Here is a 26,451-nt window from a genome sequence, read left to right as displayed (position 1 = left end):
TCAGCCAGGCGTCAGCGCTCGCTCACGGAGCGCAGCGATTCCGCCGTGTAGAAGTCGGCCCGGAAGCGCGGATTGTCGATATGCTCGTACCAGCGAAGGTCTTTCCCCTGCCCAATCGATGACGCATCCAGGACGTAGCGCCCGTTGATCAGGTCGTACTGCACGAATGGCTCGTTGTCGCAGGTGCCACCCAACTCCCACACTGGAATGGGGTAGCTCTCACGCACTTTCCAGAGCTTGCCCTGTGCGTCGTAGTCCTCGCCGACGAGCGCGAGCCAGCTGTCTTCGTCCAGATAGAAGACTTTCTTCGATGCGACGTGGCGCGCCGTCGGTTTGAGCGTCGCCTCGACGACCCAGACACGATGCACCTCGTAGCGACGGTGATCGGCAGCGATCCCATCCGGAGTTGCAATGTCGTGCAGCTTCGTCTTGAAGCTGTACATGCCGAAGTCGTTGTACGGGACGATCATTTCCCGCTTGCCCACCAGCTTCCAGTTGAACCGGTCAATGGGCCCGTTGAACATGTTCGATTCGTCGATCAGATACTGGTTTTCGAAACCGATCAGCGGCGCATCGTGCGTATAGGCGGGCATGCGTCTCACGCGGCGTTGACCCGGAAAGTAGTAGTACGTCTCGGAGTCTTTATCGAAGAACTGGCGCTGCACGAAGGCCTGTCCCGCGAGCGCCGCCGGCGAATCGACGGAGAAATAGGCTGCGAGACTCAACTGGTCGATGTCGGAAGGCGTGGTCTTGCCCGCCTTTCCCGATGGGAAAAAGAACACCTGCGGGCCGACTGCGTCGATCCAGTCGGTGCTGCCAGGACGCGGAGAAATAGCGGTGACAACTGGCGCCCATTCGATCCCTTCACCCCGATACCGCGTCTCGTAGTTCCGGATTGCTTCAGCGCCGCTCTTCGGTTGCGGGAAAGGGACGCCGGGAAACTGCGCGGTCTGCACGGTCTCGCCGTCCGCAGCGAGCTTCGCGGACGTGAGATTCTCTTTCGAATTCTGCTCGGCAAAGTCCGGCAACTGGCATTCGCGGTGTGACGGATACACGTCCATCCGATAGCCCTTTTGCTGCCTGATCAGTTGGATCTCGCCCGGCGACAGCTTGTCGGTGTACTTCTCGACGTTCGCCGCATCGATCGAATAGAGCGGTTTCTCGTCCCGATGCTTCCAGAAGTCTCCGCGAAACTTTCCATACTCCCAGCCGGACTGGGGTGCCTGCCTTCCGGCGAAGGCAGGCACCAGACCGTCCTTGCTAGCAGCCCGTTCAGCGCCGACGGGCGTGAGTTCGTCGGCAACGGCCACGGCGGTCAAGAGCGAAATGGCAGCCGCAACAACTGAGACGGCTCCGATTGTCTGCTTCCTCATCATGACTCTCCTTCGCAATGCACCTATTTCGTACTACGTAGTGTCGAAGCCGCTCTCCAATGAAGCGGACTGATTGACTCAGCGTTCACCGCACCCCGCGACAGCCACCGCGCGAATCTCGATGCACAGTTCGGGCATCGCCAGTTGCGTCACGCCGAGCGCCGTCCATGACGGGAATCGATCCGGAAAGAACTCGTCCTTCACCGCGGAAAAGGCCTCGATCTCGCCTCGAAGATCGGTATGGAAAGTCGTCAGTTCGACGACATCGGCAAGCTGCGCTCCCGCCGCTTCGAGTATGGCTTGCAGCGATGCGAAGGCTAGCCGGGCTTGCGCCCGCACGTCCTCGCCGGGTTTCATCTGCGCGTCGATCCCGACCTGGCCCGATACCCAGATGGTGTTGCCCACTTGCGTTGCCGGGGCGAAGTGATAGGTGTCGTACAGCGGCTGGAACGGCAGCGGAATGATCGATTGACGTTTGATGGTTTCAGTCATGCTGCGAATCTCCCTTAGACGAGTTGACGGAAGCACGGTGCACGGAACGGATCGCCTTTTTTCAGCGACGCCAACTCGTCGAGAAAGAGGATGCCCGCCGGGTAAAACCCGACACGCTCTGGTCCGGCAAAGGGCTGAATAAGGAGTCGTCGCCGAAGAAACGCAGGACCAGCGTGTGACGCTCAGGAAAGGCGGCATCGACCGGCCCACCGCCGTGTAGCACGCCGGGATGCAGCAGCAAGACGTCGCCGGGCTCCGTCGCCCACGAGATGATGTCGTAGGCAGTCGGATTGGCGCGACGCTCGAGTTCGATATTCGGCAGCCGAGGCCAGATTTCGCCGCCATGCAGAGGATCAGTAGGATCGTCTGCATTCTGGAAGGTGGTGCCGTCATGACGCGTGCCACGATGCGATCCTTTCACGATTTCCAACGCGTTCTGTTTCGGCACAGCCTCAAAGCTGATCCATGCGTTGCCGAAATGCATGCCTTCCCAAGGCAGGTACGACGTGTCCTGATGCCACGGCGAGCGCCCGCTCATGCCACCGGACTTGAGGAACAGTTCTTCGGCGAAAAACCAGACGTGCTTCGATTCCCAGAGATCGGCGAACAGCTGGCCGAGCGGTAGCGTGGCGACCAGATCGTCCAGCCGTCCCTTCGCATAGGGATTGGCATTGTCGTTGTGCGATTTCTGCACGGTGCCTTCGAGAAGGGTCGTGGCCATCGGCCCCGGATTCTCGATACCCCAGTCGAAAACTTCCCGGCACTGGGCCAACTGTCGTTCGTCGAGAAGGCCCTTGATCAGGACAGCGCCACCTTCGGCGAAAGCCCTGCGCGTGGATCCATCCATCGGTGATCTCCTGATTCGTAGATTTGCCACCGGCAGCGACCGTCGTCTGGCGGCGAACCTATTAGTAAGATATGACAAAGTTAGGTCATATTGACAAATATGAAGCGAAACAAAAAGACAGGGTATTCCCTGTCCTCTATCGCTCACTCACGGAAAACGGTTTCGTTCGCGCTCGCCGACCGTCAGACATCACACTCACATGCATGATCGGCGCGGGCCACGCATGCTTCGCTTTCAATCAACTTCTGAACGCCATCGGCGAAGCGCTGAAGCGCCTGCAGCGATCCATACACGCTCTTGTACTCTTCGCGACCGATCCGGCCATCGAGCACGACCAGCATGCCCGCATCACTCGCAATCCTTTCGATATCCATCACAATTCCCCTTCTGATCGAACACCAACCGAACCGCCCTCATGCGGCGCGCGGCGAGACGCCCATCGTCGGGCGATACGAGTCGGGAGGGAAAACGCGCCACGATCCGTCGCCGTGCCGAAAGAAGAAAATCGCACGGGACCCCGGCGATAAAAACGGCTCCGCGCGAACACACCGCATCGATCCATTTGACGCGCAACGCAGCCGGGTCACGCGGATCGGCGCCGTTGCGCTCGGAGCCAGCCATTTATCGATCACACTGCGCAAAGAAACCACGTCGCTGCTCATTTCCCGCTCCTTCCGTTCGGTCCCCGAGAATCTCAAACCGTAAATGCAATAGCATATGTGCGACCTATATATTACGTATTGTTGACCTAAGAATAGTTGTTGAATGACCTAGAATCAAGAACGAGATGGCGAGGGAAAACACTGAGTAGCGAAGTGAGGATTCAGTCTGGAGGGCCGCCCCAAAATGAGCGGCGAGAAGCAACGTCCTTTCGACCTTACATTGAACCAGAACAATTAAGTTCATGTAAGAGCCGCAGGCGGACGTCTCATCCAACAACATTACAAAGTTTTCTATTGGCGTTGGTGTGACCTATAATTGAGACGAAAAACGGAAACCTCTTTTGAGGAGCCAGCATGCAGAGGAAGGCGAAAGAAACGTTTGATGACTCGAATGGATCCGGGACCGGGTCGGGACCGTCCGCGGGACGCAACCGCGACCTGCGCATTACGCAAATCATCCGTGCGGCCCAACAGACATTTCAGGAAGATGGATACGCAGCGTTTACGACACGCGGCGTCGCGGGTCGCGTTGGAATCACGTTGGGAAACCTGCAGTACTACTTCCGCACGAAGGAGGACTTGCTAGGCGCCGCGCTGCAAGCGCATATGCAGCAGACACTCCAAGACTACAGAGCGATCGCCGGACGGCAAGGCGTCGGCGCAGCGCAGCGCTGCTCCGCGCTCGCTGATCAAATCATTCGGGACATCCACGAAACCGACCTCGCCCGGTTCATGTTCGAGGTGTGGGCGTTTTCCCGGCACGAGCCGTATGCTACGGAACTGGTCGACGAGACATACACGGAGTGTCGAAGGCTTTTCACGTACTTGCTGTCCGAGATTCACCCGACGCTCGCCATTGAAGAGTGCCTGGCACGTGCATCCGTCCTTATCGCTCAGGCGTCCGGCATGATGATCTTCGCGCGTCACGGCGGAGACTCCGACAAGGACTATGCCGAGTTCGTCCGCGTCACCAGGCGTTCGGTGAAATTGATTATCGAATCGCCCGCGCAGGCCCTGGATCACAACGCATCGTCTTGTCGCTCAAGCCATCACCGGAAAGACGCTGGCGATCGCGCCCAAACCCTTACATCAGGTCCTGGCGCCCCTCTTCAGCAGGAACTGTTCAATCTGAGCAATGTGAAGACGCGACAGGACGCCTACTATCGACCAACGATCCAGGGCAAGCGCCGGGAGGTGAAAATCAATGAGATCATCTCGACCGCCGCGAACCTCCTGGCATCCGAGGGATACGCGAATTTCACGCAGGTGCGGGTTGCCAAGGAGCTCGGCATTTTGCCGTCCGCGCTCCAAAACTATTTCGCCACTCGTGATGACCTGCTCCGCTCTACAATCGACGCGATGATGAAGTCCTATCTCGACCGCTACGCGGAAATGGGTAAGCCAAATGGAAAGCCTGCGCTCGAACGGCTGTGTGAAATCGTCGAGGATGCTTTCGAGGAAGCCCAGAATTCGAAGATATGCCGGTTCTCGTTCGAAATGTTCGCGCTCGCGCAGCATTCGGATATCACGCGTGAGCTGGTCAAACGACTCTACTCAACTTATCGAACGATCTACGTCGGGCTAGTGCGCGAGATAGACGCGTCTGCGACCGCTCGCGAATGCCTCGCACGGGCAACACTGATCGCCGCGCAGATGGAAGGCGCTGCGACGTTGATGTTCGGTGCGCAGAAGCAAGCGCCTGAGGTGTTTCGTGTGTTCGAACTGATGCGAGCCATGACGATTCGCATCGCGCACGGAGACTTCGCGACAAAGGACCCGACATAAGGCACACTTATGCGGCTGGCCTGGCTCATCGCCCCGTACCCAGCCGATAAAGACCGGCCGTCAACCCTAGATCCACCGAATGAACCAGGCGATGAACTCCCTCCTCCTGCGACGACTGGACCTCGAGAACCGCGTTGTCCCTGATTACGTCGTACGATCTACGCGGCAAATTCCAGTTCCCAACGGACGGCCAGCGCGATGCGGCGACGCCATCAAAGGAGAGCGTCCTGACTCGAAGCACTTGCCGACGCTCACGGACGAGTTGGCCCATACGCAACAGTGCGCAAGCGAGAAGCCTCGTCAACAAATGGGGCTGGCCTCGAACTTTCCGTTATTGCATCAAGTGAGTGCACACGTCGTCAAAGACTTTTCGGAAATTGTATAAAGTCGCAATGGCCCTCATCGATGCCCCGTCGGTCTGAACGTCCGGTTCCCGATATCCAGCAGCCGATCGAGTCTCCTGGGCGCCGCAACGCCGAATGACGGAAAGTGGCCGCGAACAGCTATCGCAAATCTGCTCGGGAGCCTCCGTGCGCCGACGATCCGTTTCTCGTTGGTGGCAGGATCGAATGCCACGGGTGACCGGGCGTTACTCCGGCTGCTATGTTCGCGCCACTGTGTCGGGCGATTCTTCCGACCATACGCTGGCGAGTGATGCGCACCTTCACACCTGCGGTGCAGGCACCCGTGGGTTGGATCATTGTGTCCCATTCGCGCCGGCATGGCACGGAAGTGAAACTCACCGCCCGCACGTAAATCGTCGATGATTCACCTGTCAGGGCCGAACGGCTCCGGCTGGCCGAGCCTCTTCCCACAGGCGTGGCGGCCGCTTTTCTGTTGGCATTTCCAGAGTGCGCCAGTCGGGAAGGTTTGGCATGAGCCATCGACCTGATTCCCCCGTGGCGCCGTGCGCTTTGACTCAGTGCAGCGCGCGAGATTGCGCCGGCATGTCCTTGTGATGCTCGGGCGTGTCCTCTTCGTACTCGAGGAACTCGTCCGGCATCGGCGGCGCGACGTCCGCGGCCGGGTGCGTCGCCTCGGGCGCGGCGGGCACGTCCACATGATGCGCGCCCATCACCGCACCTGCACCGGGCGCGCTTGCCGAAGTGAGCACGGTCGCCTCGGCCTCGCTTGCTGGGCGCGTGGTCGCATCGGGAGCCGCCTTCCATGCAGGCTCGTCGCGCTGTTTCTGCGCGCCGCGGCGGCGCATGACCTCGGCGAATTCGGAGAGGCCCAGTTCATCGAGCGCCGAATGCTCGCGCGCGATTGGGCGGTCCGTCGCAGGCCACGCCCACGGAGAGCCACGCAGCGTGACCTGCACCGCATGTTCCTCGCGCAGCGTCGCGCACGCGAGGTCGGCGCGCGCCTCGTCGCTCACATGCACGCCGATGCGCACCTCTTCGCCCGGCGGCGGCGTGTTGCCGGACGGGGCCTCCGCAGTTCGCCGCACATCGCCCGTCGTCGAGAAAAAGCTCGTCACGAGACGCTCGATGCCGGCCAGCACGCCCTCAGTGTGCGCTGGCAGGTCGATGTCGCCCGCCGCGAATCCGCGTTGGAGCAGCCTTTCCTGCGCGTGGCGCGCTTCGTCGTGGGTCTTGAAAACGCCGGTCACGGTCTGTTTCATAGCACCCTCCTTCGTCAGATGGCTACGCTCGCTTACATGATGCGCCGAATGGCGCGCGCTGTGCGCCACGCTTGACCGGCTGCCTGTGGGCGAACGGCCGAGAATGGCCCCCTTCTCGGACGCTCGACAACCGGTGGGCGTATTTCTCTTTTCGGAAGTGCGATGGTCATTCGAGCGCTGGCGCCTGACTTTCTTCTCTTTGTACAGTGCGCCACTTTCCGGTGACTGGACTAAGGCAAAATAAACGCGGGAGTCGCGCGCGACCGGCGGCATCGCACCGCTTGCGTTGCGCCAATCGGACGCGTGGAGATGCGCTATGGAAAACTTCCCGAGAAACTGCTCGACGCCTGCTGCGTTGGCACTCCTGCTGATCGGATGTGCCGCCGCCGGCGTGCCGCAAAGCGGACCGCATCTGAGCCCAACAGAGTGCCGTGACCTTGCCGCGCTTAGAAGCAACGCGCCTCCGACGAGGGCGCAACAACAAAGCGAGCTCTCGGCCCTGAGGAAAGCGGGCTACAACCCGTCGCCATGGAACGACGACCCAAAGTTCCCAGAGGATCTACACGCCGCGCAGCGCCTAGTCGACCATTGGTTCGAAACGGAGTGCCAGCAGTTTCAGCCCGGGTGAGAAGCCCCGGAGCGTCACTACGGACCTCCTCAGACTTAGCGCGCAGCAACCGTGCGTCGCATTGCGGCGCAGCGGTGTGCCGCCAACGACCCGGGGCCACCTTCGTTTCGCCCATCATCGGGCTGATCCGGTCTAACTGGGGCCGCTGCGTTGTATCGTTGTACCAATCCGGTTTATGACGCTGCACCGGGTTCAGGCATCGCGGATGCTCACGTGCACAGAGCATGGTGAAGGTTCTGGCCGGTGAAATCCCCGACGGTCGGAACTCGTGTTGGATGGGCCGGGCGCTTTATCAGGACGCCTGGCTTCTTTGTCAGCCACCGTCGTCCTCGCAGCCGTCCGCATTGCCACGCCTTCTGATTGGGCATCGACAAGAAACACTTGCGAATTGAATGGCCAGCCTGAATGCAACCGACGCGTGTGTCTAAGCGACGATAAGAGCGAATGACGCTTCTTAGCCGAATCCGGCTCGATGCAACCGCTGAGACCGACCCACTTCGGCCTTCGAATCCTACAACAACTCAACGGCCGTACGGCAACGGCCTCATGAGTGGAAAGGAGAAACCATGACAACCGATGAATCTGACATTCGTGACCTCCTCACCAAACGGGACGACGCGCTTGCACGCGGCGACGCCGCAGCCGTAGTAGCGACGACCGACCCGGATATCGTCAGCTTTGACCTCCAGCCGCCGCTGCGCCTGATCGGCGCGGCAGCCCGCGATCCGGCTGACCTCGACGCTTGGCTCGCTACCTGGGACGGACCGATCACCAGTCGCTTCACTGACCCCGTGATCCACATGAGCGGCGACCTGGCCGTGGCTCACGGGCTGACGAACCTGCGAGGCGACAAAAAAGATCAGGGCTCGGTGGACGCCTGGTTCCGCAGCAGTTTCGTGCTTGTTCGACGTGCATCCGGTTGGCGCATTGTGCATGAGCATCACTCGTTTCCGATGAAGATGGACGGCAGCAATCTCGTCGCCAGCGATCTCAAACCCTAGAGACTGAGCAGGTGTGATTCGGTGAGCAAGCCAAACCCGGCTAGCATCGCGCGTCGTGGCACTTCAGTCCAACCGGCACGGGCCATGCCGGCGGACGCGACGCATCCGATCCCTTCGCTGGGCGATTGGGGCGGTAGGCGCTGCGCGAAACACACGCCGCCCAAGCCGCGTCGGCTGAAGCCGCAAAGCAGCCGCTGGAGTGACCGCGCTCTCGGTCAATCCAATGACAGGTGATGGCCGGTCAGCGACCAATCGCTAACCGGCCTGACAACCTAGACCTAGACCTCCGTCTGCTCGCCCATTTCAAGTGCGTCATCTACCTCGATGCCGAGGTAGCGCACTGTACTTTCAAGTTTCCGGTGGCCGAGCAACAACTGAACCGCCCTGAGGTTCTTCGTGCGACGATGGATCAAAGACGCCTTGGTCCGGCGCATCGTATGGGTATCGTAGGCCGTGTCGTCAAGGCCGATTGACCCAATCCACCGATGAACCGCCACGCTCGTCCTGCACACCTGGGGCTCGGCGCTCACGCATCACCCGCACGTGCACGGCATCGTCCCCGGTGGCGGGCTGTCGCCTGACGGCGAGCGCTGGATTGCGTGCCGGCCCGGCTTCTTCCTGCCGGTGCGCGTGCTCTCACGCCTGTTCCGCCGGCGCTTCCTCGAAGCGCTCGAAATGGCCCACCGGCAGGGCCACCTTTGCCCGGTGGCTTGCGCCGCTACGTACCTGCGAATGGGTGGTCTACGCCAAGCGCCCGTTCGCCGGACCGAAGGCGGTGCTCGAGTACCTCTCACGCTATACGCACCGCGTCGCCATCTGCAACCAGCGCCTGATCGCCTTCGATGAGCGCGGTGTGACGTTCCGCTGGAAGGATTACCGCGCGAAGAGACGCACCCTCTACAAGACCATGACGCTGGAGGCCGGCGAATTCATGCGCCGCTTCCTGCTCCATGTGCTGCCCGGTGGTTTCCATCGCATCCGTCACTACGGGCTGCTCGCCAACCCGGTGCGCCGCGCCAGTCTCGCCAGGGTGCGTGAACTGCTGCACGTTGCACCCGAGATCAGTCCGTCACCGGACGACCACGTCACCGAAACCCGGCCCGTCTTCATCTGCCGGCACTGCGGCGCACCGCTGATCGTCATCGACATCCTCGCGCGCAGCGCCCCGATCCGCGCACCGCCAATACGACGGGATCAGACATGAGCATCACGGTTCCCCGATCTCCCCGTCCAATGTTGGCGCTGCGGCAACGCGACCCACGGGCGGACGTTTGCGCGTATCACTTCGCCAGGCATCCCGCACGTCCGCGTCAACATCGCGATTGCACGACGGAACCGCTTCGCTACGGCGTCAGCGCCCGTCCGGCATCCCGCCTGACCGCGTCGCACCCGACACCACTGCGCATCCCGGCCGATCAATCGCCATAACCGCGCAGCCTCCAGCCGCACTGGGGCACTCCCCGGTTTCCTCCATCGGGTTTATTCGACGCCTGCCGACATGCGCGGCGGCATGCACATTCCTGCGGCCGATGGCAGGCATCGAATAAACCTTAACGGGTGCAGTCCCATGCAATCCGCATACACCGTCTGAAGCTCGCAAGTCGGCGACCGGCAGCACGCGACCCAGGCTGTGTGGAAACCTGAGGGAATTCCAATGCGATGCATGACCTTGCCTCAGCCGCGCGTGTGGCTGCCTTTGCGGTTATCACGGCGTCGGCGACTAAGTGAGCCTCTGCGATGTCTTCTGGGCGAGTTCAAGGGCTTTTTTCAGGACCTACGGGGTGCTCACACACCCACCTGTCGCATTGCCTCCATCGTCTTCTTGAAGCCGAGGATTCTTAGCACCCGTGCAAGGTTGTATGCGAGTACGTTCAAACTCATCTCGGTACCTACGTTGGGTAACCTGCGCATCAGGAAGTGTGTGTAGCCCATCCAATGCCTGAACGTTCCGAAGACATGTTCGACGGTTCGTCTGCGCGCTGTCATCGCATCAGGTGTCTTGTCCAGCCGACGTTGAACTGCCTCCAGCACCGGTTCATGCTCCCATCGACTTATCCGTCGCTGGTTGCTCGGAGTGCACTTTGGCTTCATCGCGCATTGCGAACAGGCGCTGCTCCGGTAACGGTGTAGCTGCAATCCGTGTTCTTCGCTGGTGTAAATTGCCCGTTCTCCAGCTGGGCATTGGTATTCGTCGTCCCGCGTCTGTTCGCGCAGGCGCTCGATCTTGTCCTTCAGCCGGGTCGTCTTTGCTTCCAGGTCTGCGGGTTGCGTACGATCTGCGGTCTCCAGCGCATTCAGATACCGCTGGATACTCTCCTCGATCTGCTTCTGGCGCTTATCAACCTTACCTTCGGTGAAGTTGCGATCGCGTGTATTGACCGCCTTGAACTTGCTGCCGTCAATGGCGACCAGTGCTTGCGAGAACAGTTTCAGATCACGGAACAGCATCACGAAACGGCGACACACGTTACGAATGCCAGTGCCGTTGTCACGACGGAAGTCAGCTATGGTCTTGAAATCCGGCGTCCAACGTCCCGTAAGCCACATCAATTCAACGTTGCGCTGGCACTCACGTTCCAGACGGCGGCTTGACTGGACCCGGTTCAGGTAACCATAGATATAGATCTTCAGCAGCACGCCCGGATGATAGGACGGTCGACCGGAAGTCGACGGCATCGCGCCATCGAAGCCTAGTGATGCAAAGTCAAGCTCTTCAACAAACGCCTCGATAATCCTGACCGGGTTGTCCTCTGCGACGAAGTCATCCAGGCACTCCGGAAGCAGTGTCACCTGCTTGCGATCTTCACCTTCTATGAATCGCTTCATCCGTCACCCATGCTGAATGAGTTAATCCAGATTAGGTGATCAGTGTGCTTTCACACAAGCTCGACCCGAATCTGCCGTTCGACAGCCGCTGTCTTCTCCGTCCATTCTTGGGTCACTACGGTCATACGTTCACGTCCAGGTTTAGTTGAGAAGAACCGCGCCAACTATGTTTCTACTGGCATACACGTCTCTAACGTTAGCGTTGTCGACGACGAAGCCAATGGTCTCGTCAATGCGGGTGCCCACACCGAGCGCTAGACCGTAGCCTGTCGCGTTTATCGACTGCATCACCGCGTCGAACTCGGTTCGCTCGCATCGGAACACTTGGAGAATCGTTCCACACATCTCACGCTTCAAGCCATCGAGAGAATCAATATCAGTGATGGTCGGTAAAACGAACGTGCCGCTGGCACATTATGAGGTAGAGGAACCTGGATCATCTTCCTTCCTGCTAGGCGCATCGATCGACACGCATAAGATCCGGGCGTCGAAAGACTGGTCGCGTCGCTCCGACTGTTGAACCGGCCTTCCAAGTGCTGCGGAAGACCGAGGCCATTCTTTTTCACACCGCAATACTCGCCAATGATCCGAACGTTTTAACTTTGAGGATCCTCGGCTGTTCGCATTAACTAGTGCACCTCATACAATGGGGCGAGGGATCCTAGGTCACACGATACCCGCCGCGATGTAAGCGGTTTTCACCGTCGTGAAGAACTCTCGCGCATAGCTGCCCTGCTCTCTCGCTCCGTAGCTGGACTTTTTGCGACCGCCGAACGGCACATGGTAGTCGACCCCGGCCGTCGGCGTGTTGATCATCACCATGCCGGCCTCGACGTTTCGCTTGAAATGGCTTGCGTACTTGAGCGACGTCGTGCAAATTCCCGCGGACAATCCAAAGCGCGTATCGTTGGCTACTGCAAGCGCCTCGTCATAATCATTGACCTGAATGACCGACGCAACCGGGCCGAACACCTCTTCCTGATTAATCGTCATGGATGGGTGCGTACCGGTCACCAATGCAGGCGCGAGAAAAAATCCTTCCGTGTCGGCATCTACACGAGCACCGCCGAACACGCTTCCGCCTTCACGCCCTGCGAGTTGAATATATCGCTCGTCCTGCGCAAGCTGCCTCGCATCGACGACCGGTCCTATCTGCGTTTGCGAATCCAGCGGGTTGCCTACCTTCAGCACTCTCATGCGTGCATGCATTGCTTCGACGAATGAGTCGTGAATGCCGCTACTGACGATCAGACGACTCGATGCAGTGCAGCGTTGTCCAGTCGAATAGAAAGATCCGTTGATGCAGGCTTCGACAGCAACGTCCATATCGGCGTCGTCGACCACGACCATCGGGTTCTTACCTCCCATTTCAAGCTGCACCTTTTTTCCGCTCGACACGCATTTCGCGGCGACGGCTTGACCCGTCATCGCCGAGCCCGTGAAGCTGATTGCGTCGACGTTGGATGACATCACCAGCGCTTCGCCCACCGCCGCACCGGGGCCCATCAACAGGTTGACGACACCCGGCGGAGCCCCGGCGTCAAACAGGATCTTCACGAGTTCCCAAGCACATCCCGGCACCAATTCTGCTGGCTTGATCACGACACAATTCCCATACGCAAGCGCCGGTGCAATCTTCCAGGCCGGTATTGCAATCGGAAAGTTCCACGGCGTGATGAGACCGACTACGCCTATCGGTTCACGCGTGACCTCGACCGTCAGACCTGATCTAATCGATGGAAGCAATTCACCATCGGTTCGCAACGCTTCTCCGGCGAAGAACTTGAAGATCTGCCCCGCTCGCTGCACTTCGGCGGCTGCTTCCGAAAGCGTCTTACCCTCTTCTCGCGATAGCAGTCTCGCCAGCTCCGCCTTCCTAGACAAGATGATCAAGGCCGTCCGGTCTAATAAGTCAAAGCGTTCCTGTGGACCACTCTTCGACCATGAACGAAAGGCCTCACGTGCCGCAGCGGCTGCGATTTCGGTCTGCGGCGCATCGGCATCGGCGTACTCACCGATTACATCGTTGCTGTCCGAAGAGGGCTCACATTGGGTCGCCAGTGATCGCCGGCCACCCATTCACCGTTGATCAGGTTTCTATACTGATTCATTTAACTTCGCCAAATAAAAGAAGTCTTTCCGTGTATCGGATGTCTTTGAACGGTTATGCCGCCCTGTGCAGACCGGTTACGTCGCGAGTGGCGGTGTCGACACGACGACCTCCGGTTCGTCGACGCGTTTCCCAACGACCAGTGCGTAGACGAGCGCAGCAAGAAGCGCGATACCGGCGCTGATGAGGAAGGCGTCGACAAACGAATGCGTCCGATCAACGACGACACCGGTAACAAAAGGCGCAAACGAGCCGCCGAAATAACCGCCGAAGTTCTGAATACTCGCGAGGGATGCCGCCATGTGCCGGGGCGCAGCCACGGACACAAGCGCCCAGCTCGCGCCGCACGCCATTTGGACAAAGAACATCACTACGCTGAGATAGAAGATCGCAAGCGTCAGATTCGGGGTGAACGCAGCGGGCACCGTGAATGCGGCCCCGCCAATCAGACCAACACAGATCGGCCATTTTCGGCTTCGAATCGGCGCGATACCGCGGGCCTGCAACGCATCGGCAACGAAGCCGCTCGACAGCATGCCAATCGTGCCGAAGAGATACGGGATCGACACCAACCATCCGGTGCTTGAGAGCGACAAATGACGCTCGCGCTCGAGATACGCAGGCAGCCACGTCAGATAGAGCCACAGCATATAGATGATGCCCGCATTGCCAAGAATCATGCCCCAGGTGCTACGCGTCAGAAACAGACCGCGCCATTCCGACATGGTCATCTTTCGCTCGACCTTGGTATCACTTGCACCTTCGTTCAGATACGCAGCTTCTTCATCTGAAAGCTTTACGCTTCTTCGGTCGCGATAGATCAAGTACCAGCCAATCGACACCGCAATTCCGAAGCCGCCCATGATCATGAACATTTGCCGCCAACCGAACGACAGCATCATTACGGTCAAGATCGGGGGCGCGAGAGCCGGCCCAATCGTCGACGAAGTTATGAAGATGCCCGTAGGCCGACCCCGCTCGCGAATTCCGAACCACTCGCTGACGACCTTCGCGCCAGCGGGAAAGTTTGGCGATTCACCTACTCCAAGCGCGATGCGCGCAATGATGAACTGATGAAGACTCGTTATAAGCCCTCCACTAAGCTGAGCGGCGGACCAGACGAACATTCCAAGTCCAAGCATCACTCGCGATCCGAACTTGTCCAGTAGCACGCCAACCGGCAGTTGCGCAAAGGCGTAGGCGAACGAAAAGGCAGACAGCAGTATCCCCATCTGAGATGCCGACAACCCGAGTTCACCGCTGACGGAATGGTTTGCGATAGACAACGTGCTGCGGTCGAGGTAGTTGACGATCCCGGCCAGCGTCAGAAGCGCTATCGATACCACCTGTATGCGCTTTAACTTCTTCGACTTCTCCATCACATCGGTCTCCTTATATCATCATAATAACTTTGTCTGCACGGCGAACAGCGCTGCGTCGACAGTTGAATTTAATGACTATCGGCGGTAGATTTCCGCGAGCACCTGCACGGGATGACGAAGCGTCTTGCCTCGCAGACGCTTGACCTGACAGCGGCAGGAATAGCCTGTTGCCAGGACCTCCGGACCTTCCTCGCTCACGAGCGGTTGAGCGGACGCAGGAATCTGGTACGCCCACGACAGCGCGAAAATGTCGCTCGATGTGGTCACGTTCCTCGCTTCATGACCGTAAGTGCCGGACATTCCGCAACAGCCCGTCGAAGGCATCGCCAAGTCCAGACCTGCTGCGGCAAAGACCGTTTTCCAGAGTGCTGTAGCTTGCGCGGCATTCGTCTTCTCGGTGCAATGAGCTAGTAACGTGAACGACCCGCGTGCATCTTTGGGCGCGCGCGACGCGCTGGTCGCAGTCGCGAGCCACTCTTGTGGCAACAACACATTCGGGACGTTTTCGCCCCCGAGTACTTTGGAATATTCCTGGCGATACGTCAGCGTCATGGCCGGATCGACGCCAACCAGCGTGACACCTGTGTTTGCAATATCGATCAGCGCCTGCGCGTTCTTTTGCGCGGCCCGCGCGAACCGCGTCAGAAAGCCCAGAACGTGAAGAGGCTTCCCATTCGGATGAAAGGGTGCGAAAAACACACGAAATCCCAAAGACTCCGCAAGCGCGACAAAAGCAGTCTCCACGTCGCCATTGAAGAAGCTCGTGAAGGTGTCGCGAACAAAAACCACGCAGCGGCTCCGTTCGCTTGCATTCATCCGCATTAGAATCTCAGGCGTCGCGATAGCGCATCGGTTCGATTTCCCGGCTTCGCTCTGCGCGATACTGGGTGTATCGACTACCCCAACAATATGCTTAAGCAAAAGTCGTGCAAACCGATTTTCCACAACGCGGTTGTAAAGCTGTCGCCCCCCTGGCACAGAGACCAGTCGCGGAATCGTGTGTTCGAGAGAAGCGATCATGTAGTCGCGAGCCGGGCGAAGATATCGTGTGTGGTAATGCTCCAGAAATCGCGATCGGAACTCCGGCACGTTCACCTTGACAGGACATTGAGCGACGCAAGACTTGCAAGCGAGGCAGCCGCTCATCGCCTCATATACTTCGTGCGAGAAGTCATCCTTGTTTCGCCCTCGACGCAACGAATTGATGAACCGTACGGGCAAGCGTTTCGCACGCGGCCGAGCGATCAGATCGGTACCTGCGGCCACCTGCAGACGTAACCACTCACGCATCAACGACGCACGGCCTTTCGGAGAATGAATGCGTTGACGTGTCGCTTTCCATGAAGGACACATCGAATCGTCCGGATCGAAATTGAAGCAAGCGCCATTGCCGTTACATTGGACGGCGTCACTGTTCGCTTCCCACACAGCTTGGCTGATCTCACGATTGAGTTCACCCGAGAAAGTGGCGGAATCGATCTTGAGAAGCGTGCCATCCACGCCTGCCGGTACGGCGATCTTGCCCGGATTGAGCTGGTTATACGGATCAAACGCTGCCTTGATTTGCTGCAAGGACGGGTAAAGGCGCCCAAAGAAGGTCGGTGCATATTCCGAACGCAAGCCCTTCCCGTGCTCTCCCCAAAGAAGTCCTCCGTATTTCATCGTGAGCGCCGAAACGGCATCCGAGATGGGCCTGATCAAGGCAGCATCACCGGGGTCCCTCAGATCGAGCGCAGGACGCACGTGCAGCACGCCAGCGTCGACATGCCCGAACATCCCATACTTCAAACCATAGGAATCGAGCAACGCGCGAAACTCTGCGATGTACTCCGCAAGCTGCTCCGGAGGAACAGCCGTGTCCTCGACAAACGGTTGCGGCCGCCTTCTTCCGCGTACGTTGCCAAGCAGGCCGACTGCGCGCTTTCGCATCGCATAGAGACGGCTGACCGCCGCATCTCCCCAGGCGATCGTGTGACCCAGACGGCGAACGCTTTGCTCCGTGCAAATGTGCTTAACAAATTCAGCGATGCGAGTCTGAAGCTGACCGAGATCATCGGCGCTGAATTCAATAAGGTTGATACCCTGAGCGCTTGCTTCCTCGTTATGGTCCGGAAAAAACTCGGATATCGAACTCCAGACAATGTCATCCCGGGCCAGCGAAAGTACCGTGGAATCCACCGTCTCGATCGACAGCGGTCGATGCTCCATCAGTGCACGCGCATCCCTTAGCGCATCCATGAATCCCTCATACTGGATATTCACCAGCGCTGAATGAAGCGGTATCGACAGCACGTTCAATGTTGCTTCTACAACGAAGCCGAGCGTACCCTCCCCGCCGCAGATGAGGCTATTCAGGTTCAGCCTTCCGTCATGCTCGCGAAGATGCGCGAGATCGTAGCCCGTCAAGCAGCGATTAAGCGGCGGGAAAGTGTCCCGTATGAGCTCAGCCCGGCTGTCGGAAACTTCGCGGGCAATTTTGTAGGCCCGTCCGACAATATCCGTCCGTGCGCAAAGTTGATCCAGTGCTGCATCGTCGACCGGTTCGGAGACGAGCGGAACGCCTCCAAGCAATACGCTCTTCAGAGCGATGACATGGTCGCGCGTTTTTCCGTAGGTACAGCTGCCTTGTCCGCTGGCGTCCGTGCTGATCATTCCACCAATCGTGGCGCGATTCGACGTCGACAGTTCCGGAGCAAAGAATAATCCGTGCGGTTTGAGAGCCGCATTCAATTGATCCTTGACGACGCCTGCCTGAACCCTTGCCGTGCGCTTGATCGGATCGATCTCAATGATGCGGTTCATGTGGCGGGACAGGTCGACGACAATACCGTCGGTCAATGACTGACCGTTGGTCCCGGTTCCACCGCCTCGGGGCGATACCACGATGCTTCGAAATCGCTCCTCGGCGAGCAGCCGCGCGATGCGCTCAACGTCGTCGGCGTTGCGAGGGAAGATCGCAGCCGTCGGTTTGCGCTGATAGATCGAGTTGTCCGTTGCGAGTACCGTGCGAGTCGCGTGGCTAACGTCAATTTCGCCTTCCAATCCGGCAACTCGCAAAGCTTCGAGAAACGCTGCTTCAGAGGTAGTGTCTCGTGCTTCTTCTAGTTTTAGCTTTATGACCTTCATGTCGCTTTACCTTTAATGCGTCCTTGGGCGGCACTCTGCGTACGTTTGCTTCGCCTGCGTCCATCAGAAGAAGAGGCCTGACGTGTCGTTGCCATTTCCGCATTCGGAGAGAAAACGCGAGGTCACGAGTCGGCCGTCCGACATTCGGGAGTTAAGGCTTACTCGGTTGACGTGACTTGCCGCTGCTCGCCAGGTACACGCGCCCTGGCGAGCCACGCCCGCGCAAGTTCAGCCGATCTGAACTCTGTCGAGAATCTCGTCCGACCCAACCTCGAGAGGAGCGAAATTGGTCGAGCGCACATAATCCGGTCGCGGCTGCTCGACTTCTTCAGGTTTGTTCTTCACCTGGTTGTAGACGACATAGGCCTGCCATCTATCGTCGCCCGACAGGTTGTGACCCGACGAATGCACGATGTTGGCGTCGAAGAACACGACCGTCCCCGGGCGGCCGATGATAGGCACGGCCTTGGGATGGCTGGACAAGATATCGAGCATCGTCGGCTTGGGTACCACGTAAAAGCGGTACCCGGTTGCCTCATCGAACGCCGGATCGAGTGAACCCAGTTTGTGGCTTCCAGGGATGAAGTAAAGACATCCGCCCATTTCGGTCGGCTCGTCGAGCATGACCAACGCGGTTGTCATTCGCGGCTCCTTCACGCCGTCGATATGCCAGGTGCCGAAGTCCTGATGCCATTGCCAGACGGAACCGTCGATTGCCGTCTTCAGATTGCACTTCGTGTGATAGACGTAGAGTTCGGGATCGTCGATCAGTTGTTGTGCCGGCTCGAGCAATCTGGGAGAGCGCACTCCGGAGTGAAAAACGGCGGATGCCGTCGGACTTTCGGTCTCGTGCACTTTGTAGATCGTCTTTGCGATGCCGCCCGTTTTTTCACGGACAAGATGGTCGGTGTCGATCTTCTGGATTCGACGCAATTCGCTCTTCATATGCTCGACTTCTTCTTCCGAGAAAAGCTCCGGCAGAACAACGAACCCATCGCGCTCGTACGCTTCCAACTGTGACGCGGTAAGTTTCATGAGGGGATCTCCTGACTCGTTGGTGTGATGTCACGATCCTAAGAGCGATCACGTTCAATGTAAAAGATATAATAAGTTGCGTATCGATACCTAAGAGGTTCCAAATGGAACTGCGTCATCTTCGCTACTTTCTGACGGTGGCACGCACACTCAACTTCACGAAGGCGGCGGATGAACTGCACATGGCGCAGCCGCCGTTGAGCCGGCAGATACGGGAACTGGAAGAGGAAATCGGCGTAGCGCTTTTTGAGCGCCGGGGCAAACGAGTGCTTCTTTCATCGGCGGGCCAGGTTTTCGAAGATCGGGCCAAGCGAATTCTGGCGGAGACGAACTCTGCGATCGTGGATTCGCGACGCGCAGCAAGAGGGGAAATCGGCCGCGTAGCGGTCGGGTTCTTCGAACACATCGCGTACACGCTGCTGCCACCGCTCTTGCGTGAATTCCAGCAGCGTTATCCCGCGGTGACAGTCGAACTTCGATGGTTTTCTTCTGCGGAACAGATCAATGCCCTGAACCGAGGGGACGTCGATCTGGCATTCGTCCGCTCTTTGCCACCGGATACGCAACTGAACAGCGTCTTGTTGCTTCGGGAGCCGTTTTACGTTGCCATCGCTAAGGACAATCCACTCGCCGCCAAACGGCAGATTTCCATCAAGGACTGTATGCAGTTGCGCGTGATCAATTATCAGAAGGATGTCGCGCCGGACTATCACGCCACCATCAACCAGTTGTGCGCACTTGCCGGATTTTCTCCTTCCACGAGCTTTGAAATGGGGCAGATCTACGCGTCCCTTGGCCTCGTAAGCGCCGGGTTTGGTGTGACGCTCGTACCTGCGTCGGTTCAACGAACGCACATGGACAACGTCGTTTATCGTCCGCTGCGCGAACAGCACGCGCAAAGCGAACTCTACCTCGCGTGGAAGGAACCCAACCCGCCCGCTGCGCTAGGCTCTTTTGTTCACCTCGCGTGCGAAATAGCCGCGCACGCACCGGGCAAAGCGAAGGTCGAGTAAGGCAAGCGGTACGACTTCAATTGTGATGAACAGGTTAGTTTTTCCGGTTGAACTGTCAGCACAACTGCTTTGATTTGCGGCCGCCGTATGTAGCGCTGATTTGACTGCTTGTCCGATCGCAGGTGACGGACAGCTATACGGTGCAAAGCCGCCGTTCGACTGTCCTACCATGCCTTGGAAACCAATGACTGCACATGGCCGGTTGCCGAAGATCGCAGTTCGTACGCGGTGCATCCGCTGCAAGCGCGGCACGAACTTCCGGACTCGACCCACTACGGCCGCTCGGTTGAGCTGTGCCCCGACGGCTGCTTGGAAGCTGATAACGGGCTCTCACTGTGGGCGTCGAAAAGAGATCGCGGCCCTCTGAGCTCTGGCCAGCTGCGACAAAATCCTTGAGTGAGAAAGTAGAAGTATCGAATGGCGAGCGTTCCGCCTCCACTTTTTCACGAACTTGCACGGCGCCAGACGTCTTGCTACACAAAGACTTGGCGGCTTCCGCCAATAGTTTGTCGGGACCATTAAAAATATAGTCTGTGTCACCTTGCCACTGTTTAATCAGCTTGTCGGCCTTGTCCGTTTAAGCGTTGCAAACGCTCTATCACAGGAGCGTGTCCATACTGTCTTACGGGACGGTCACGTCAGCCGGCGTGCTCCACAAAAGTCCTGTGTTGTCGTTAGGATCCGCCGTTCTATCCGTAGCCACCAACGTATATCTACCTTCGTTAAGACCTAAAAGGGCTGATTTTCCAGATACAGGGAAATCACTATCGGAGGTCGCCGGATTGCTTTCATGCACGATGATATGGATGTGGTCTATGAAGCCAGAACTCATCTCGATCAGGAAGTTATGTTTACCATTATTAATGTTCGGCGTTATCTTCAGGGTCGGTCGAGTTCCCGGGATCGGCGGACTGACGGGCACCCCAAAATTTGTTCTCCCGCTCGTTGAGCGGATGCTTTGAATTTCGTTCTCAAGTGTCGCAAATTTATCGAGCAGGTTCTGCCCGCTTACGGTGAGGCTTCCCTGGATTTCGGCATTTCCACCTGTAGTGAGTTGTCCCTCGATACCGACGTTTCCCAGAATGCGGCCACCGACTGTGAGATCGTTCTGCACCTCGACGCTCCCCTCGAACTTACCGGCAGGACCAGGACTCCCCTGAGCGAAGAGGCCAAATTGGGTTCCCACTGCGACCACCCCGACCTGACCTTCACCAAAAACTCCAGTGCCGTTTCCATCGGCATTGCCCCTGACTCCAATACCTCCCAGCCCGCTCTCGGGATTGATGCCGTTAGCCTCGGCAAGGATGGCAACGCCTCCACCGTTTGGCACGCGGATTGAAAATGCTTGTTCTGTTGTCGGAAAGTTGGCATCTATAGGCAAATCTAGCGTTCCCATTTGTCCCTCCAGTCTGCAGGCCCCGAAAGATTGCTGAGCTTGCAGCGGAAAAACGAATCCCTTGCTTAGATTTTGAACTCACACTAGCGTGTGGACCCTTAAGGTCCGAACCTTGGCGCAAAAGAGACGCATGAGTATCCGGCGAAGCGATAGCATGAAAGACTACAACTGGCCGGTCAGCGACCAATCGCTAACCGGCCCGACAACCTAGACCTCCGTCTGTTCGGCCATTTCAAGTGCGTCATCTACCTCGATGCCGAGGTAGCGCACTGTACTTTCAAGCTTCCGGTGGCCGAGCAACAACTGAACAGCCCTGAGGTTCTTCGTACGACGATAGATCAAAGACACCTTGGTCCGGCGCATCGTATGGGTGCCGTAGGCAGTGTCGTCAAGGCCGATTGACGCGATCCACCGATGAACCAGCCGGGCATATTGCCGTGTCGACAAGTGCGGAGAGTCGTGAATTCTGCTCGGGAACAGGAAGTCGGTTGCGTGCAAGCCCGCATGCCTGATCCATGCTCCCACGCTTTCACGAGTCTGTTCGGTAATCTCGAACTGTACAGGCCGTTGCGTCTTCTGCTGCATGATCGTCGCGCGGCTAGCGACGTGTTCGCCGTGACAAACGTCGCGCACGCGCAGCTTCGTCAGATCACATGCCCGAAGCTTGCTGTCATGGCGAGATTGAACATTGCCAGATCACGCACGCGGGACGAAAGCTGCAGGCGCACGCGTATCGCCCAAATCTCCTTCAGCTTCAGCGGCGCTTCTGGCCCGTCGCGTCGTACAGGCGCTGCTCAGTAGCGACGAACACTTCGTTTCCAACGCGTAGTGCCGGCAAGGCAACAAGGAGCAACCCGAACGGCAATCTCAAACAACCAGTTTTGCATGGCTGTGAGCACGCCAGTGCCGTGCTCACAGCCATGCCATAGCATGACAAACCGACGGTGCGTCAAGCGTCCGCTTTGCCGGGCTGGCGCCCGCGCTTGACGAGTCACACATTCATGGAGAACTGCACCCGCACAGCGATGACGAAAAAGGTTGAACCAGCACTCTGAAGCCTGTTTTTCGTGCCGGCTGCCGTCTCCCGGCGAGCCGCGATTTTGCTAAGGACAGGGTGCGCGGATCTCATCGAGGCTGCGGGCGTGCTTCAGCAAGCGCCCGACGGGCAAGCCGGATACACATGCATGCAGACCGTTTCGACATCACGAACACGAAGCTTGCAAAAGGCGTCGGGTCCATACAAGCACGAAAAGGACGATTACCCCAGAGTCATAGCGCGAACACAAAGGTGACCTACATGAGGCCGGCATGACGTTTCGATATGGCACCGTGCCCTTCACTGTAGAACACTATTCGTGTAACAGGTCCATACCGCGTCGGTCCGATGCCTCGTCGCCCCCCTTTCAGAAAGCATTCTCGTCCCACCGCGCGTCGCGCACCTGCACGATACCGGCCTCGACGCGCACCGGAAACACCGCCACGTCCTCATAGGCGGGTGGCGCAAGCACCCTACCCGTTCTGATGCAGAAACGCGCGCCATGCCGTGGACACACCACCACGTCGCCCTCTACTTTGCCGCCCGTCAGGATGCCGCCATCGTGCGGGCAGATATCTTCGATCCCGTAACAGGTGCCATCCAGGTTGAACACCGCCACCTGTGCGCCGTCTACGTCGACACTACGCACCGAACCCGGTGGGAAATCCGTCATCGCCGCGACATCGACCCAGTCTGACATCTCAAAGCATCCCCAGTTGCAACCGTGCGGCCTCTGACATCCGCTCTTTTGTCCACGGCGGATCCCACACCAGTTCCACTCGTACGCCGGTCACGCCGGACACCGAATACACCGCGTCCTCGACCGTCGCAGGAAACGTCTGCGCGACGGGACAGCCCGGCGCAGTCAGCGTCATGCGGATCACCACGTGGCCCGCTTCGTCGTCCACTTCCAGGCCATATACCAGCCCCAGATCGTAGATGTTGACGGGAATCTCCGGGTCGAATACTGTTCGCAACGCTTCGACCACGCGCGCCCGCAGATCGCCGTCGGCAGGCTCCAGCGCGTCAGCCCGTTTCAACCAGTCGAATGCGTTCATCGCTTCTCACCTCCTTGCACTCTTTGCGTCACTCCGTCGTTATGGTGCCGCGCTCGTCCTGCAAAGCCGCGCGCAGCGTATGCCATGCCAGCGTCGCGCACTTCACGCGCGCCGGAAACTCGCGTACGCCCGAGAGCACCGCGAGTTTGCCGAGCCCCGCCTCGCGTTGCGTCGGCGCGCCCGCAGGCGTCGTCACCATGTCGTGGAACGCTCCGAAGAGCGCCTCTACTTCCGATTCGGTGCGGCCCTTCAGCGCCTCCGTCATCAGCGATGCTGACGCGATGGCGATCGCACACCCTGCTCCCTCGAAACCCGCGTCTTTCACGACACCGTCTTCAATGCGCAGATACAGCGTGATGCGATCTCCGCACAACGGGTTATGCCCCTCGGCCTTGTGATTCGCGTCCGGCAGCGGATGACAGTTTCTCGGTCGCCGGTAATGGTCGAAGATGACTTCCTGATACAGGTCGCGCAGACTGCTCATGGCCCGAACACCTCCTGCACGCGCGCCATTGCTTCGACGAGCGCGTCGACGTCGGCTCGTGTGTTGTATAGCGCGAATGATGCGCGCACGGTTGCCGGCACGCCAAAGCGTTGCATGACGGGCATCGCGCAATGATGGCCGGCGCGCACCGCGACGCCGCGGGAATCGAGAATCGTGCCGATGTCGTGCGCGTGAACATGATCAAGCACGAACGACAGAATGCCCGCCTTTTCGTGCGCGGTGCCGATCAGCCGCAGATGCGGGATTGCGCACATCGCGTCCGTCGCATACGCGAGCATGTCAGCCTCATGTGCTCCAATCAGTTCGTGGCCGATTTCGCTTACATAGTCGAGCGCCGCCGCGAGCGCGATCGCGCCGCAGATGTTCGGCGTGCCCGCCTCGAACTTCCAGGGGATGTCGTTATAAACGGTCTTCTCGAATGTGACCGAGCGAATCATGTCGCCTCCGCCTTGCCACGGCGGCATTGCTTCAAGCAGGTTCGCCCTTGCGTACAGCACGCCGATTCCAGTCGGGCCATAGACCTTGTGCCCCGAGAACGCGTAGAAGTCGCAATCGAGCGCGCGCACATCGACGGGCAGATGGGCTATCGCTTGCGCACCGTCGAGCAGCACCGGCATGCCGTGCACGTGGGCGGCCTCGATCAGCCTCGCGACCGGGTTGATGCTGCCAAGCGCGTTCGACACGTGTGTGATCGCCACCATGCGCGTACGTGCGCCGAGCATCCTGCCGTACGCGTCGACATCGAGTTCGCCGCTATCGTCGATCGGGACGACCTTCAGGACCGCGCCCGTCTGCTCGCATACGAGCTGCCACGGCACGATGTTCGAGTGATGTTCCATCGCGCTGATCAGGATTTCGTCGCCTGGTTTCGCGGCAGGACGCAGATAGCTCTGCGCGACAAGGTTGATCGCCTCCGTCGTACCGCGCACGAAGACGATTTCCTCTGCGCTTGCCGCATTGACGAAGCGCGCAATCCGTGCACGTGCGCTTTCGTACTCGTCGGTGGCGCGCTGCGACAACTGATGCACGCCACGATGCACGTTCGCATTCATGTGCTCGTAATAGGCGCGCTCCGCCTCGATCACGGCTGAAGGCTTCTGGGCGGTCGCCCCATTGTCGAGATACACCAGCGGCGCGCCGTGCACGCGTTCGCGAAGAATCGGAAAGTCACTTCGCCAGCGCAACACAGTATTGGTGTCCGGGATGCGCACAGGTTCGATTGGCTTCATATCAGCCCCCGAATATGCTCACCTTCCGGCGTACGCGCCAGGAGCAGTTTCGTCAGTCCACTGCGCACGACGCCGATACTGACGCGCTCCACGCTATCGCGCGCAAACGCCCATACCAGCAACGCCCGCGCGATGCGTTCGTCGATACCGCGCGAGCGCAGATAGAACAGCTGATTTCCGTCGAGCTGGCCCACGGTTGCGCCATGCGTGCACTTCACGTTGTCGGCGTGGATCTCCAGTTGAGGCTTCGTGTCGATCTGTGCGTCACGCGACAACAGAAGGTTGTAGTTCGCCTGATGCGTGTTGGTCTGCTGCGCGTCCCGCCGCACGATCACGTTGCCATTGAATACGCCATGCGACGCGCCGTCGAGCACCCCGCGGTAGTATTCCCGGCTCGTGCCATGCGGCTTCTCGTGATCGATGCGCGTGTGATGATCCACATGTTGTCTCGCGCCTACGAAATACAGTCCGTTCAGCTCGGCGCGAGTGTCGACCGCCTGCAGCCGCGTATCAATCTGGGTGCGTGACAATGCGCCGCCGAATGCAAACGAGTGTGAAGTGAAGCGACTCGCCTGTTGCTGCGTGACATCGACGCGTGCAATGTGGAAGGCGCTACGCGCTTCCTGCTGGACGCGACAATGCTGGACATCCGCCTCGTCGCCGGCCACGATTTTCGTCACCGTGTTGAGGAGATACGCGTCATCTGCGATACCGACGTACTGCTCGACAATTGAACAGCGCGAGCGCGCGCCCGCCAATATCACATTGAAAGGATGCATCGCGAGCCCGGCTTCGTCGGTCAGGAACAGCGTGACAAGCGGCGCGTCGATCGCACTGTCCGGCGGCAGCAGGACCACATATCCGTCGCTCAGGAATGCCGTGTTCAGCGCCTCGAAGCCATCTCGCGGCGCCGGCTGTGCAACGATGTCCCTGAGCCGCTCCGGCATCTCGCGGATCGCGCGCGTCAAACCGCCGACGAACGCGCCTTCCGGCAACATCGGCACGCGCGACAGCCTCGGCATATGGCAGCCGTTCACGAATACGAGCCGGCCCACCGTGTTGTCGGGCACGATGTCGTCCACGATGCGGGCAACATCCAGGTCACCACTGCGTGACGACGTGAAGTGCCACGGCCGCTTCGCGATGGTGGCCACATTCGTGTACTTCCAGTCTTCCAACTGCGTCGTGGGAAAGCCGACCGCTTCGAACTGCTCGAATGCGTGGCGCCGCGCGCTGCGCAACCATGCAAGTTCCGCGCCGGGCAGTGTCTTCGACAGCGTCTGGAATGAATGATGGAAGTGCTCGAGCGCCCGTTCACTCATT

General features: G+C 59.0%; 19 protein-coding genes and 5 pseudogenes. 6 read left to right on the top strand and 18 right to left on the bottom strand.

The genetic code is table 11. From position 1 onward, the window contains the following. Nucleotides 1-11: 11 nt before the first annotated feature. From J8I87_RS23675 to J8I87_RS23660, 4 genes and pseudogenes are all read right to left on the bottom strand, one after another. The gene (locus tag J8I87_RS23675; RefSeq protein WP_209934389.1) at nucleotides 12-1,376 is read right to left on the bottom strand and encodes a DUF1329 domain-containing protein; all 1,365 of its coding nucleotides are present in this window, start codon (nucleotides 1,374-1,376) and stop codon (nucleotides 12-14) included. A 75-nt stretch (nucleotides 1,377-1,451) separates the two neighbouring features. Beyond that, the gene (locus tag J8I87_RS23670) at nucleotides 1,452-1,865 is read right to left on the bottom strand and encodes a RidA family protein (RefSeq protein WP_209934387.1); all 414 of its coding nucleotides are present in this window, start codon (nucleotides 1,863-1,865) and stop codon (nucleotides 1,452-1,454) included. Nucleotides 1,866-1,879: 14 nt separating this feature from the next. Then, a pseudogene (locus J8I87_RS23665) lies at nucleotides 1,880-2,712 on the bottom strand (phytanoyl-CoA dioxygenase family protein). A 182-nt stretch (nucleotides 2,713-2,894) separates the two neighbouring features. Next, nucleotides 2,895-3,053, bottom strand: a complete 159-nt coding sequence (locus tag J8I87_RS23660; protein WP_313065597.1) for a hypothetical protein — start codon at nucleotides 3,051-3,053, stop codon at nucleotides 2,895-2,897. Here J8I87_RS23660 and J8I87_RS23655 point away from each other — a divergent pair. Then, entirely contained in the window at nucleotides 3,052-3,417 is a 366-nt protein-coding gene (locus tag J8I87_RS23655) for a hypothetical protein (protein WP_209934385.1), read from the top strand. The genes J8I87_RS23660 and J8I87_RS23655 overlap by 2 nt on opposite strands. A gap of 311 nt (nucleotides 3,418-3,728) precedes the next feature. Next, nucleotides 3,729-5,159: a TetR/AcrR family transcriptional regulator gene (locus J8I87_RS23650; protein ID WP_209934384.1), complete on the top strand. Its 1,431-nt coding sequence runs from the start codon at nucleotides 3,729-3,731 to the stop codon at nucleotides 5,157-5,159. A gap of 919 nt (nucleotides 5,160-6,078) precedes the next feature. On the opposite strand, the gene J8I87_RS23645 is transcribed toward J8I87_RS23650, so the two are convergent. Next, complete coding sequence (locus J8I87_RS23645) at nucleotides 6,079-6,783, bottom strand: hypothetical protein (protein ID WP_209934383.1); 705 nt, start codon at nucleotides 6,781-6,783, stop codon at nucleotides 6,079-6,081. Between the two features lie 316 nt (nucleotides 6,784-7,099). Between J8I87_RS23645 and J8I87_RS23640 the strand changes: the two genes are divergently transcribed. Together J8I87_RS23640 and J8I87_RS23635 are read left to right on the top strand one after the other, a co-directional pair. After that, complete coding sequence (locus J8I87_RS23640; protein WP_209934382.1) at nucleotides 7,100-7,411, top strand: DUF4148 domain-containing protein; 312 nt, start codon at nucleotides 7,100-7,102, stop codon at nucleotides 7,409-7,411. Between the two features lie 566 nt (nucleotides 7,412-7,977). Then, on the top strand, nucleotides 7,978-8,412 hold the full coding sequence (locus J8I87_RS23635; protein ID WP_209934380.1) for a YybH family protein: 435 nt from the start codon (nucleotides 7,978-7,980) through the stop codon (nucleotides 8,410-8,412). 278 nt (nucleotides 8,413-8,690) lie between these two features. On the opposite strand, the pseudogene J8I87_RS44875 reads toward J8I87_RS23635, so the two are convergent. Then, nucleotides 8,691-8,903, bottom strand: a pseudogene (locus J8I87_RS44875) (integrase); the annotation flags it as partial. Nucleotides 8,904-8,907: 4 nt separating this feature from the next. On the opposite strand from J8I87_RS44875, the pseudogene J8I87_RS23630 reads away from it, so the two are divergent. Next, nucleotides 8,908-9,616, top strand: a pseudogene (locus J8I87_RS23630) (transposase); the annotation flags it as partial. A gap of 581 nt (nucleotides 9,617-10,197) precedes the next feature. On the opposite strand, the gene J8I87_RS23625 reads toward J8I87_RS23630, so the two are convergent. The 5 genes and pseudogenes from J8I87_RS23625 to J8I87_RS23600 form a co-directional block, all read right to left on the bottom strand. Then, nucleotides 10,198-11,238, bottom strand: coding sequence for a transposase (locus J8I87_RS23625; protein WP_209934379.1), 1,041 nt, complete (start codon nucleotides 11,236-11,238; stop codon nucleotides 10,198-10,200). 666 nt (nucleotides 11,239-11,904) lie between these two features. Beyond that, nucleotides 11,905-13,349, bottom strand: a pseudogene (locus J8I87_RS23615) (aldehyde dehydrogenase family protein). Between the two features lie 76 nt (nucleotides 13,350-13,425). Further along, the gene (locus J8I87_RS23610; RefSeq protein WP_209934378.1) at nucleotides 13,426-14,730 is read right to left on the bottom strand and encodes an MFS transporter; all 1,305 of its coding nucleotides are present in this window, start codon (nucleotides 14,728-14,730) and stop codon (nucleotides 13,426-13,428) included. A gap of 75 nt (nucleotides 14,731-14,805) precedes the next feature. Continuing rightward, nucleotides 14,806-17,856 carry an FAD-binding and (Fe-S)-binding domain-containing protein gene (locus J8I87_RS23605; protein ID WP_209934377.1) on the bottom strand — a complete coding sequence of 1,017 codons (3,051 nt, stop codon included), beginning with the start codon at nucleotides 17,854-17,856 and terminating at the stop codon, nucleotides 14,806-14,808. Nucleotides 17,857-18,084: 228 nt separating this feature from the next. Next, nucleotides 18,085-18,891, bottom strand: a complete 807-nt coding sequence (locus J8I87_RS23600) for a phytanoyl-CoA dioxygenase family protein (RefSeq protein ID WP_209934376.1) — start codon at nucleotides 18,889-18,891, stop codon at nucleotides 18,085-18,087. A 104-nt stretch (nucleotides 18,892-18,995) separates the two neighbouring features. Between J8I87_RS23600 and J8I87_RS23595 the strand changes: the two genes are divergently transcribed. After that, nucleotides 18,996-19,904, top strand: a complete 909-nt coding sequence (locus J8I87_RS23595) for a LysR family transcriptional regulator (protein WP_209934374.1) — start codon at nucleotides 18,996-18,998, stop codon at nucleotides 19,902-19,904. Between the two features lie 622 nt (nucleotides 19,905-20,526). Here J8I87_RS23595 and J8I87_RS23590 read toward each other — a convergent pair. The 7 genes and pseudogenes from J8I87_RS23590 to sufD form a co-directional block, all read right to left on the bottom strand. After that, nucleotides 20,527-21,300, bottom strand: a complete 774-nt coding sequence (locus J8I87_RS23590; RefSeq protein ID WP_209934373.1) for a polymer-forming cytoskeletal protein — start codon at nucleotides 21,298-21,300, stop codon at nucleotides 20,527-20,529. Nucleotides 21,301-21,507: 207 nt separating this feature from the next. Further along, nucleotides 21,508-22,058: pseudogene (locus J8I87_RS23585) on the bottom strand (tyrosine-type recombinase/integrase). Nucleotides 22,059-22,703: 645 nt separating this feature from the next. Then, nucleotides 22,704-23,036 (bottom strand): non-heme iron oxygenase ferredoxin subunit, encoded by a 333-nt coding sequence (locus J8I87_RS23580; protein ID WP_209934371.1) that lies wholly within the window; start codon nucleotides 23,034-23,036, stop codon nucleotides 22,704-22,706. 1 nt (nucleotide 23,037) lies between these two features. Beyond that, on the bottom strand, nucleotides 23,038-23,394 hold the full coding sequence (locus J8I87_RS23575) for an SUF system Fe-S cluster assembly protein (protein WP_209934369.1): 357 nt from the start codon (nucleotides 23,392-23,394) through the stop codon (nucleotides 23,038-23,040). Between the two features lie 28 nt (nucleotides 23,395-23,422). After that, on the bottom strand, nucleotides 23,423-23,878 hold the full coding sequence (sufU, locus tag J8I87_RS23570) for a Fe-S cluster assembly sulfur transfer protein SufU (protein WP_209934367.1): 456 nt from the start codon (nucleotides 23,876-23,878) through the stop codon (nucleotides 23,423-23,425). Further along, nucleotides 23,875-25,128, bottom strand: a complete 1,254-nt coding sequence (locus J8I87_RS23565) for a cysteine desulfurase (RefSeq protein WP_209934366.1) — start codon at nucleotides 25,126-25,128, stop codon at nucleotides 23,875-23,877. Before J8I87_RS23565 ends, sufU begins: the two co-directional genes overlap by 4 nt. Beyond that, the gene (sufD, locus tag J8I87_RS23560; RefSeq protein ID WP_209934365.1) at nucleotides 25,125-26,450 is read right to left on the bottom strand and encodes a Fe-S cluster assembly protein SufD; all 1,326 of its coding nucleotides are present in this window, start codon (nucleotides 26,448-26,450) and stop codon (nucleotides 25,125-25,127) included. The genes J8I87_RS23565 and sufD overlap by 4 nt, the downstream gene beginning before the upstream one ends. Nucleotide 26,451: the final 1 nt, after the last annotated feature.

Origin of the sequence: Paraburkholderia sp. LEh10 (genome assembly GCF_017814945.1) — a bacterium.
GTDB lineage: Bacteria > Pseudomonadota > Gammaproteobacteria > Burkholderiales > Burkholderiaceae > Paraburkholderia.
This window is presented reverse-complemented; position numbering and strand designations above follow the sequence as displayed.

Excerpts from the sequence above, each read along its gene's own strand:
- J8I87_RS23655 (WP_209934385.1), top strand. The coding sequence starts at position 3,052 with ATGCCCGCATCACTCGCAATCCTTTCGATATCCATCACAATTCCCCTT.
- J8I87_RS23635 (WP_209934380.1), top strand. The coding sequence starts at position 7,978 with ATGACAACCGATGAATCTGACATTCGTGACCTCCTCACCAAACGGGAC.
- J8I87_RS23645 (WP_209934383.1), bottom strand. The coding sequence starts at position 6,783 with ATGAAACAGACCGTGACCGGCGTTTTCAAGACCCACGACGAAGCGCGC.
- J8I87_RS23660 (WP_313065597.1), bottom strand. The coding sequence starts at position 3,053 with ATGCTGGTCGTGCTCGATGGCCGGATCGGTCGCGAAGAGTACAAGAGC.
- J8I87_RS23600 (WP_209934376.1), bottom strand. The coding sequence starts at position 18,891 with ATGAAACTTACCGCGTCACAGTTGGAAGCGTACGAGCGCGATGGGTTC.
- J8I87_RS23675 (WP_209934389.1), bottom strand. The coding sequence starts at position 1,376 with ATGATGAGGAAGCAGACAATCGGAGCCGTCTCAGTTGTTGCGGCTGCC.
- J8I87_RS23625 (WP_209934379.1), bottom strand. The coding sequence starts at position 11,238 with ATGAAGCGATTCATAGAAGGTGAAGATCGCAAGCAGGTGACACTGCTT.
- J8I87_RS23590 (WP_209934373.1), bottom strand. The coding sequence starts at position 21,300 with ATGGGAACGCTAGATTTGCCTATAGATGCCAACTTTCCGACAACAGAA.
- J8I87_RS23650 (WP_209934384.1), top strand. The coding sequence starts at position 3,729 with ATGCAGAGGAAGGCGAAAGAAACGTTTGATGACTCGAATGGATCCGGG.
- J8I87_RS23595 (WP_209934374.1), top strand. The coding sequence starts at position 18,996 with ATGGAACTGCGTCATCTTCGCTACTTTCTGACGGTGGCACGCACACTC.
- J8I87_RS23565 (WP_209934366.1), bottom strand. The coding sequence starts at position 25,128 with ATGAAGCCAATCGAACCTGTGCGCATCCCGGACACCAATACTGTGTTG.
- sufU (WP_209934367.1), bottom strand. The coding sequence starts at position 23,878 with ATGAGCAGTCTGCGCGACCTGTATCAGGAAGTCATCTTCGACCATTAC.
- J8I87_RS23605 (WP_209934377.1), bottom strand. The coding sequence starts at position 17,856 with ATGAAGGTCATAAAGCTAAAACTAGAAGAAGCACGAGACACTACCTCT.
- J8I87_RS23575 (WP_209934369.1), bottom strand. The coding sequence starts at position 23,394 with ATGAACGCATTCGACTGGTTGAAACGGGCTGACGCGCTGGAGCCTGCC.
- J8I87_RS23580 (WP_209934371.1), bottom strand. The coding sequence starts at position 23,036 with ATGTCAGACTGGGTCGATGTCGCGGCGATGACGGATTTCCCACCGGGT.
- J8I87_RS23670 (WP_209934387.1), bottom strand. The coding sequence starts at position 1,865 with ATGACTGAAACCATCAAACGTCAATCGATCATTCCGCTGCCGTTCCAG.
- sufD (WP_209934365.1), bottom strand. The coding sequence starts at position 26,450 with ATGAGTGAACGGGCGCTCGAGCACTTCCATCATTCATTCCAGACGCTG.
- J8I87_RS23640 (WP_209934382.1), top strand. The coding sequence starts at position 7,100 with ATGGAAAACTTCCCGAGAAACTGCTCGACGCCTGCTGCGTTGGCACTC.